Origin of the sequence: Shewanella sp. 10N.261.52.F9 (assembly GCF_041471165.1) — a bacterium.
In the GTDB taxonomy this organism is placed as follows: domain Bacteria; phylum Pseudomonadota; class Gammaproteobacteria; order Enterobacterales; family Shewanellaceae; genus Shewanella; species Shewanella marinintestina.
Window position 1 is genome coordinate 469,426 of the sequence record NZ_JBFRNX010000013.1, and the last position, 8,718, is coordinate 478,143.

Below are 8,718 nucleotides of genomic sequence, written 5' to 3' on the forward strand. Positions count from 1 at the left end.
CCTTTAGTGAGCACGTTCAGGTGCTGCCGCATTGGCACCCTGAGTTGATAACTGGCTATTGAGGTAGCCTTCCAATTGTCCACTTGTTCCCATCCAGGAAAGCCATCTCTCGTAAAGGGCTGACTCGAGCGCTAGCCCAGCTAAATAGCTGCCACTCATCTGTCTTTGGCTTTGTAAGTAGTCACTGGTATTGATATCGCCCGCTTGCCATTGTTGAGACAAAGACCGCGCAGCTTGGGTGCCAGAGGTCAAAACCAACTCGCTCCAATCTTGATATCGCTGGGTGAGCCTTGGAAGGCTTAATGAAAACTGCTTTTGCTGCTGTAGTAATACACGCTCTTGGGCTAAATAAGTTTGCTCAGCTATGGCTACCCCCTGGCTCGCAACAGCAATCGCTTCGCTGTAGTTATTGCGGATCTGCAGCGGAATAGATACACCGACGCCAAACTTGTTTTCGTCGCCTTCGCGTTCAGCACTTAAGCTAATACTCGGATCGGCGCTGCCATCAGCCTTGGCTTGTTCAGCCGTCACCTTAGCAACAAGTACTTGCTGATAAGCACTTTTAAGCGCAGGTAATTCAGGCGAGATGTCTAAATGCGCCGCTTGCACCGTTAAGGCATTAACAAAGTCTGCAAACGGCAAGTCAAACTCACCAAACAAAGCTAATACTTGGCCGTCCGCCGCAATAGAAACTTGCTCAGCTAATGCATAATCGGCTGCATTACTAGCAACATCAAGCTGCATAAGTTGCAATTCAACGCTCGACAAGTCACCCACTTCAGTACGTTGACGGGCGATATCAAGCTGGCCTTTAGCTAAGTTAAATTGCTGCCTTTGAAACTCTAATGCTTTACGAGCCTGACTTTGATTGGTCAAGGCTTGCAGCCTTTCGGCTAACATTTGGTTACGTTCAAGCGTAATGCTAGATAAAAGGATTTCACTTTCTAACTGGGCAATACGTGTCGCTACGCCACGTTTATCACCCCAGTCAATTGTCTGGCTAATATCTAAGCTGTAAGTATCTTCACTCGCATTTTGGTAGCCTAAACCTAACTCTGGGTTATACACCGCTTTGTCGGCGGCCTCTACGCTCAATAAAGCTTGCTGACGGCGTGCGGCTTGCGCTTGCACTTCTGGCAGACTATTAAAACGTTGCATTACTTGGGGTAGCCAGTGACTAAATTGGTCAAGACTATTTGCTGTCGCAGCAAGCCCAGTTTGGCTCATTGCACCACTGAGAGTTGACTCAGCAGCGGTTACAGTCGTTACAGGTACCATTAAGAGGCCCATTAATAGACTGGCGATTATGGTTTTGTTCATCGCGGATCCTATCGACCCGGCAATCACGAACTCATGGTTATTAGCCTAACCTTGCACTAAATATAAGGCGGACTTTTACGTGATATTGCCTAGGTACAAATCAATATAACAGTCGCGTAAACATTGCTGGTGCAGCCAGTTAATACTCAAGCTAAATTGAGCTAAAAACAGCGATGCAATAAATACACGGTGATTAAATAAAGATTTAGCGAAGCGGAAGTTAAGGCAGCAATGCCATTCAAGCAAAGATGTAAAATCTTGCTAACTTCAACCTCTTAAGGATTAAACGATTGGAGGGCGATAGTCTGGAAGTTGCTCTGGAGGTAAATACTGTCCATCAATACTGGTAAGTGCGTCACTCACAGGCACTGAAGGCACAATTGACACTGTAGACATGGCGGTGACATGACCACCATGGCAAGGACAATCTAAACAAAGATCAAAGCTTTTTGATTCGGTTTTAGCAACGGTGTGGCTATGTGGCTCGCTATCAGCTGCTGCACTGTCAATAATCGAGTCAAAGGCACAAGCGCAATCTACACACTGCGATAAGGTGGTAACGTCAGCAGTAAATTGAATATGTGGGTGGGGTGCGCTCTCTTCTTCATGATCTCCTAAATGTAACTGATGCATGCCTAGGTTGCCGCCTGCAAATTGCAGTACAACAACAGCAATTAATACAGCTGCCATTTTATACAGAGATTGAGGAGTAAATAGACGCAAAATTCACCTATCGATTAATGTAAAAGCGTAAACATTGATACTTTCGTAGCAAATCAGACCCGCATCATAAACAAAAGTTCACTGCAAACAAGATTTTATAGAGCCCTTAGTGAACTTGGTCTCATTTTAAATTTAGGTCTGATAAAGAAATGATTATTTAAAAACGCAGTGCTTAGCGTAATCAGTCGCTTCGTTAGCAGACCAGTCACCAGATGGCTTTTCTTTCATCTGCTTACACCAAGCTTCGCTGCCAACTTCTGGGGCACAGGCACTCAAGCCAAACACTAATGCACACACTAACGACAATCCAGACAGCTTAGATAACGACATTGGTAAATCCTTCTATTACGATGACTAAAAATATATTTTACGGGATTATAACAAGATTCAAATTAAGTTCTTGCTGCAATCCACTCTATTGCAGACTCTTTTTGCTCTAGTGGGTACCAAGCGACCTCACCTTGCATAAATGGGCCCATTAACCTTACAGCATTACCGAACCAGTCAGGCCCACCTACAAGTACAAGGGCGTCAAAATTGGGTAATTGCACCTCACCACTGCCCGCTAATGACTCTTGTTGCCAGCCTTCGAGCAAGACATCGGCTTCAACGTAGATACAAATCTTAGCGTTATCGTCACGACAACGCTCAATTAGCGGCTGCATGATCTGCCCATAATCTTCTGTAGATAAACGGCCGCTGGCAAATAAGCTAATCACATCAGCCGTTATATCAGGGATCTTACACAGCATACTCTGTCTCCATAATGCTCAATTTAGAGAGAAACATTGCTTGATAATAGCAAACCCGCCATGAAGGAAAAGTGGACCGCGCCCTTATTTCGGCTAAAAGTCTGTTAATATTGAGCAAAGGATTAAAAGCCTACGCCTAGTTTTGCGTTAGGTAAACCACCAATTATTAAGGTACTGCTTTGGCAACCATAAAAATATCAAACTCAGTATCAATTCAAGACAGCGAACTTGAGTGGCAATTTATCCGCTCTAGTGGCGCAGGAGGTCAGCATCTCAATAAAGTCTCTACTGCTGCCCAGTTGATATTCGATATCAAAAACTCTTCTTTGCCAGAGTACTATCAACAGCGCTTACTCGCTAAAGCGGATCACCGTATCACCAAAAGTGGCAAAATCATCATTAAATGTCAGCAAAGCCGAAGCCAAGATTTTAATCGCCAAACAGCATTAGAGCAGTTTATCGCCTTAGTCGTAAGCGTAAATGCGGTGCAGAAAAAACGCATCGCAACCAAGCCGACTAAAGGTAGCCAACGCCGCCGAGTCGATGCAAAAAAGCAAAAAGGTGCCACCAAGGCACTAAGACAGAACAAAAGCAGTTTTTAGCACTAAGTCCAAATGCCTTAGTCATTTTATCTTTCTCGCTACAGCAATCGACAAATGACTGATTATTTGTTGAAATCAAAACGATATTAGCGCGATTGCGTGCACTTAAGTACACCAAGGGAATAGTCATGAGCAGCCAAACAAAAATCTTACTCGTTAATGGTCCTAATTTAAATTTACTCGGCCGTCGTGAGCCTGGTCATTACGGCCACCATACCCTTGAGCAAATTGTCGATGACCTTAAGCAAAGTGCAGCCCAATCCAATGTGGAGCTTGAGCATATTCAATCCAATGCAGAACATTTATTGATTGAGGCGATTCACAACAGTGATGCCGACATGGTGATTATCAACCCAGCGGCTTTTACCCATACCAGTGTGGCACTGCGAGATGCATTACTTGGTGTAGCGATCCCCTTTATTGAAGTGCACCTTTCTAACGTGCATAGTCGCGAACCGTTCCGCCATCATTCTTACTTTTCAGATAAAGCCATCGGCGTGATTTGTGGATTAGGCGCCCAAGGCTACCAATTTGCTCTGCAAGCAGCCATTGCCCGTTTACATTCCACAGACAAACATTAAGGTCAGCTTACCCAATGGATATTCGTAAAATAAAAAAGCTTATTGAGCTGGTACAAGAGTCAGATATTGCAGAGCTTGAAATAAAAGAAGGCGAAGAGTCTGTGCGTATTTGCCGGCATAGCCCAGTACCTATGCATAGCAACTCGCAGACCTTTTTAGCGCCCGCCAGCAGTGTTGCCGCAGCAGTTCCTAGCCAACAAATCAAACAAAATAGTGATTCTGACAATAACGACGATGAGCCACACCAGTTAATCTCGCCTATGGTCGGTACAGTTTATTTAATCGATAAGCAAAGCCAAGCTCCACTTTGCCATGTGGGCCAAACCGTGAAGGCTGGCGATATCGTTTGTATCATTGACGCTATGACTATGAGTAACCGTATTGCAGCTGATAAAGACGGTGTGATTAGTGCCATTTTAGTTGATGACGGACAAGCTATTGATTTTGAACAGCCGCTAATCGAAATCGAATAATAACGAAAACGATAAGTCCAGTGGTTAGCTTATATCAATCTAAATATTCGGCTGAACAAGCTTCAATAAAGGACTCTAATGCAATGATATTAATTACCGGCGCTAGCAGTGGTTTAGGAGCTTCTTTAGCTCAACTTTATGTCGAACAAGATGATATTGCGATTACAGGGCGTAATGCTGAACGCTTAGAACAAGTTGCGGAATCAATTAAATGTCCGATTAATTCCTATGTTTGCGATTTAAGCGACGGGCAAGCGGTTACGCACCTATTTGACGCCTTACCCAGCACACCAAACATGATCATTCATTGTGCTGGCAGTGGTTACTTTGGCCCAATCGAGAATCAGTCTCCTGACGCTATCAAGACGTTAATTGATAACAACCTCACCTCAGCAATTTTAGTGCTACGTGAAGCCGTTAAACGCTACAAGGCTCAAGCTGTGACAGTGGTAATGGTTATGTCTACCGCAGCATTGGCAGCTAAAGCTGAAGAATCGACATATTGCGCAGTAAAATGGGCGATAAAAGGCTTGATAGAATCCGTGCGTTTGGAGCTAAAGTCCAGCCCAATGAAGCTAATTGCAGTATACCCCGGCGGTATGGATACTGATTTCTGGCCAACCAGTGGTAAACAAACAGATACCAATAGTTTTATGGCTGCAGATGAAGCGGCTGGTATGTTAAAGCAAGCCTTACAAAGCACAGCTCATGGTTATATTTCAGATCTCACGATCACTCGCGGTTGATTACAGATAAAAACAGCGAGTAAATAACAGGAAGTTTTCGAGCTTTTTTCTATACTTAGCAAACATCGATTAAAATTCGCTTGGCAGTTAGTCATAAATAAGGACAAGGAATGCGCACGAGCCTAATCATTTTTATCGTCACAAGCTTACTCTTATTTATTGGCTATCATATTTACCTATTTATGATGCCAAGCGTTAAGATTGTGAACCAATCAGGACAAATCTTAACTCGTGTCGAAGTCAACTTACCTAGTAATCGCTTAGTGTTTGATAATATCGCGCCAACAGAAACTATGCGAATTCACTACAAGACAGACCAAGCTGACGGCGAGTATGCCTATCAAATTCGTTTATCCTCAGGTGCCTATTTAAACGGCCAGTGTGGCAGCGTGACTCACGATCAATACATGAAAGTACTAGAGCTAATTGTCGATAGTGAAAACAAGGTTAATTGTATTGAGTAAATTGCGGATACATCCAACCCTGTGATATGACTAATTGGAAACTAAATGACTGATTTGTTCAAAGCTCTTACTCGCGTCAGTATAATCAATATCAATTAAATAGAGCTCACCGTTAACTAATAACACCAGTGAAGGAAAGCCTTGCAAAGGCAGATGACGCGTGCGATTAATTTCTTCTAGCAAATTAGCCTCTACGACTTCACTTGTTAACGCTTTAGCAAAAAGCTCGGCACTTATTCCTAGATTACTTGCAAGCTCTATTAAGGTTCTATCATCAGAAGGGTTCTTAGCCTCAAGATAATATGCCTGCTGGATAGCCAGCAGCATCTCTTTCTCTAAACCTTGTTCCCGTGCAATCAAGGTTGCACGGCAAGCAGGGTAAGTTGAGCGTCTAGGCTCATTTTGCTGCCAAAAATCAAAATTAAACTCTGTACCTAGTTGCTGAGAAATCTTGCTCCAGGTTTGCTTTAACAACTCCTGCATATCGTTAGCCATAGGTTCATCAGTATCCGGCGCCAAACCACCTAATCGATATTCAACTTTAAGCTCAGGGTAAACTTGTGCTAACTGAGTTTGTAATGCGGACCAAGCAGGTCTATAGCCCCAACACCAACTACACATAGGGTCGTAAACATAATAAAGAATTGCCAAGTTCATGAAATGATTTCTTTAACTACAATATATTCCTTAGACTACCTAGGCAGACAAAAAAGTCTAGCCATTGGCACCACAAAAATGATAACAATTGAAACCATCAACTTTACACTGATATAGGTAAAGCATGAAAAGCTAAGCAAGTTTAAGTATTCTACCAATATAGCCATTAGCAAAAAGACAAGCAGTGTCCAAACTCAAACCTAATATAAGTATTATCCGCAGCGGAATATTCACCCAGTGGGATGATGCAAGTGATGACTTGCCACGGCAATTAAAAGCCACGGTGCATGTTCCAGCTGAAATCGATATCGAATTCGGTTTTATCGCTCACATCAAAAAAGCTAAAAACCAAAAGCTAAGATATTGCATTTATCACCCTAATATCCCCGACGATAAGGGTAATGTTCGCCCACCTTTTGAAGGCGAAGTATTCGTTCAATCAAACGATTGGAAGTTCTATTTAGGCGACACCATCTGGGCTCCTGAACATAACAAAGTCGGTAACTGGCGAATGACGTTAGAACTCAAAGGCAAGGTGGTTGCCGAAAAGACCTTTAAAGTGCATATGAATGATGAGCAAGACAAGATTGATGCTTTTTGGAAGCATAGAGGTTTCTAGCTAGGGCAACAAAGCCCCCAAAAGCTCTGGAGGCGTCATAAACGGTTATCTGTTTACACTCACCTCTTGAAAGCTAAACTGGTCACTGTCTAACTTTTGTTTAACTTCACTCTTAGCCGTAAAATCTAATTGATTAAGATCCACTCTTTTAATTGTACTGTTATGCATTGTTTTATAAAACAAGAGTCCATTACTTTGATCTATCACTGACGTCCACTGAGTGGCACTCGGTAAATCAGGGATATGAGACTTATTGTTAAATTCGCTCCCTATTGGAATATCGAAGTTGTTCAAAATATGGAATGCTTGCGAAACAGCTTGTTGAGCATTTTCCATTACCGGAGCAGTATTGACATAGAAAGCCGCGCGAACAAAACGAGATGGTGGTGAAATATCACCAGGAAGGCCGACAAAGTTAGAGCCTACCCCGAAGGATTGTGTCTCAACGCCATTTATCTTTTGTGGCGGACTGATACCGGGATGGAGGTTGATATAATTGTTAAGGTTTGTGACCTGCCAACTATAGTCGGGCGAGTTAGTTAGTACCTTAGCCGTATTTTTATGGATATTGATTTTGCCGTGCTCCATTATCTCAATCACAATACTGTGACCCTGCTTATCAGATACTCGCCAATGTGCTGTCGGTGATGGATTACCTTGCTGATCAAAGTAAACAGTGACAATCTTAATTTTACCTAATGCTGCCTCGACTTCTGCAACCGTTTCAAATTGCGTTAGCATCCAACGAACAAAATCCATATCGGTAATGTTATCCGCAGTTTGTTTAGGATCATACTTAGCAAGTGAGCCGTAATTGCGGAAATAAAATAAGCCTGCGCTTAGTCCCTTTTCATTCAAACCTTCAGCAATAAAACGATCATCGCTGACAGAGATCCCTGCAAAGCCATATTTGCTGTTCCAGCTTAGTCCTTGCTGTTGATCAGGCATAGTTGCTGTGTATTGATGATTACGGGGGGAAACGATAAGTTTGCTGTTTAGATCGCTATGACCCCATTCAATCGTTCTAGCCTGGATCTGTTCATTCGCTGTGGTTGATAAAGTTATACCGGTACAAGCACTAGCTGCATAACTAAAAGTAGAAGCGAGTATTAAGGTGAGTAATGTCTTTTTCATGATATCAGCTTAACCCTTTGAAGAATTGTCGACCAATGAGCTCTTACAATGCTCTTCATTAGCCATTGGTAGCTACAAACTTACACCCAAATATCAAGAATACAAAATACTTCTACTTATCAGCATAAGAAGTTGACTAAGCGAAATATTTTAAAAGTTTGTCATAAATGGCGGTATGAAAATAGTCTGCTTGATTCGTCTTACTTCATATGAATATTGAACCACACTAGGTTCAGACTTTTTACTTACCCATGTTCGAGTGGTCAATTCTCGTAATTAAAGAGTCTAGACAAACGAAAAAAGCCCGTTGCGTTAGCAACGGGCTTTCTCGCTTCTCTTTCGAGAATAAATTAGCGCCTGGAAATGACCTACTCTCACATGGGGAGACCCCACACTACCATCGGCGATATTGCGTTTCACTTCTGAGTTCGGAATGGATTCAGGTGGTGCCACAACTCTATGGTTTCCAGACAAATTCTTTTAAATCATGGTGCTGATACCCAGAATCGAACTGGGGACCTCATCCTTACCAAGGATGCGCTCTACCGACTGAGCCATATCAGCAAAATCTCTTTTATTAAATCGTCTTACGTTTTGTCTGCGATTCAACATTACTCTTTCGAGTAAAATTTAGCGCCTGGAAATGA

Annotated in this window: 12 protein-coding genes, 1 tRNA gene and 1 rRNA gene; 6 read left to right on the forward strand and 8 right to left on the reverse strand. The window is 42.7% G+C overall.

Features of this window, described 5'->3' with window-relative positions; all coding sequences use genetic code 11:
• Positions 1-3: 3 nt before the first annotated feature.
• From AB4298_RS10980 to AB4298_RS10995, 4 genes are all read right to left on the reverse strand, one after another.
• Positions 4-1,320 (reverse strand): TolC family protein, encoded by a 1,317-nt coding sequence (locus tag AB4298_RS10980; RefSeq protein ID WP_371986741.1) that lies wholly within the window; start codon positions 1,318-1,320, stop codon positions 4-6.
• Positions 1,321-1,602: 282 nt separating this feature from the next.
• Positions 1,603-2,010 carry a hypothetical protein gene (locus tag AB4298_RS10985; RefSeq protein WP_371986748.1) on the reverse strand — a complete coding sequence of 136 codons (408 nt, stop codon included), beginning with the start codon at positions 2,008-2,010 and terminating at the stop codon, positions 1,603-1,605.
• A gap of 186 nt (positions 2,011-2,196) precedes the next feature.
• Entirely contained in the window at positions 2,197-2,373 is a 177-nt protein-coding gene (locus AB4298_RS10990; protein WP_012153803.1) for a DUF3012 domain-containing protein, read from the reverse strand.
• Between the two features lie 62 nt (positions 2,374-2,435).
• Positions 2,436-2,795: a SpoIIAA family protein gene (locus AB4298_RS10995; protein ID WP_220780642.1), complete on the reverse strand. Its 360-nt coding sequence runs from the start codon at positions 2,793-2,795 to the stop codon at positions 2,436-2,438.
• Positions 2,796-2,974: 179 nt separating this feature from the next.
• On the opposite strand from AB4298_RS10995, the gene arfB reads away from it, so the two are divergent.
• The 5 genes from arfB to AB4298_RS11020 all read left to right on the forward strand — a co-directional run bounded on the left by arfB (position 2,975) and on the right by AB4298_RS11020 (position 5,661).
• The gene (gene arfB / locus AB4298_RS11000) at positions 2,975-3,397 is read left to right on the forward strand and encodes an alternative ribosome rescue aminoacyl-tRNA hydrolase ArfB (RefSeq protein ID WP_248998084.1); all 423 of its coding nucleotides are present in this window, start codon (positions 2,975-2,977) and stop codon (positions 3,395-3,397) included.
• A gap of 128 nt (positions 3,398-3,525) precedes the next feature.
• Positions 3,526-3,978, forward strand: coding sequence for a type II 3-dehydroquinate dehydratase (gene aroQ, locus AB4298_RS11005; RefSeq protein ID WP_248998083.1), 453 nt, complete (start codon positions 3,526-3,528; stop codon positions 3,976-3,978).
• Positions 3,979-3,992: 14 nt separating this feature from the next.
• A complete protein-coding gene (gene accB / locus AB4298_RS11010) occupies positions 3,993-4,451 on the forward strand; it encodes an acetyl-CoA carboxylase biotin carboxyl carrier protein (protein ID WP_371986743.1) in 459 nt (152 codons plus the stop codon).
• Positions 4,452-4,534: 83 nt separating this feature from the next.
• The gene (locus tag AB4298_RS11015; RefSeq protein ID WP_371986744.1) at positions 4,535-5,197 is read left to right on the forward strand and encodes an SDR family NAD(P)-dependent oxidoreductase; all 663 of its coding nucleotides are present in this window, start codon (positions 4,535-4,537) and stop codon (positions 5,195-5,197) included.
• Positions 5,198-5,307: 110 nt separating this feature from the next.
• Positions 5,308-5,661, forward strand: a complete 354-nt coding sequence (locus AB4298_RS11020; protein ID WP_248998080.1) for a hypothetical protein — start codon at positions 5,308-5,310, stop codon at positions 5,659-5,661.
• 30 nt (positions 5,662-5,691) lie between these two features.
• Here the strand turns inward: AB4298_RS11020 and AB4298_RS11025 are convergent, their stop codons facing one another.
• The gene (locus AB4298_RS11025; protein WP_248998079.1) at positions 5,692-6,318 is read right to left on the reverse strand and encodes a DsbA family protein; all 627 of its coding nucleotides are present in this window, start codon (positions 6,316-6,318) and stop codon (positions 5,692-5,694) included.
• Between the two features lie 184 nt (positions 6,319-6,502).
• On the opposite strand from AB4298_RS11025, the gene AB4298_RS11030 reads away from it, so the two are divergent.
• A complete protein-coding gene (locus AB4298_RS11030; protein ID WP_248998078.1) occupies positions 6,503-6,937 on the forward strand; it encodes a DUF3859 domain-containing protein in 435 nt (144 codons plus the stop codon).
• A gap of 45 nt (positions 6,938-6,982) precedes the next feature.
• Here AB4298_RS11030 and bsh read toward each other — a convergent pair whose 3' ends face one another.
• From bsh to AB4298_RS11045, 3 genes are all read right to left on the reverse strand, one after another.
• Positions 6,983-8,071, reverse strand: a complete 1,089-nt coding sequence (gene bsh / locus AB4298_RS11035) for a bile salt hydrolase (RefSeq protein WP_248998077.1) — start codon at positions 8,069-8,071, stop codon at positions 6,983-6,985.
• A gap of 355 nt (positions 8,072-8,426) precedes the next feature.
• Positions 8,427-8,542: ribosomal RNA gene (rrf, locus tag AB4298_RS11040) — 5S ribosomal RNA — on the reverse strand.
• A gap of 17 nt (positions 8,543-8,559) precedes the next feature.
• Positions 8,560-8,635: transfer RNA gene (locus AB4298_RS11045), tRNA-Thr, on the reverse strand.
• Positions 8,636-8,718 lie beyond the last annotated feature (83 nt).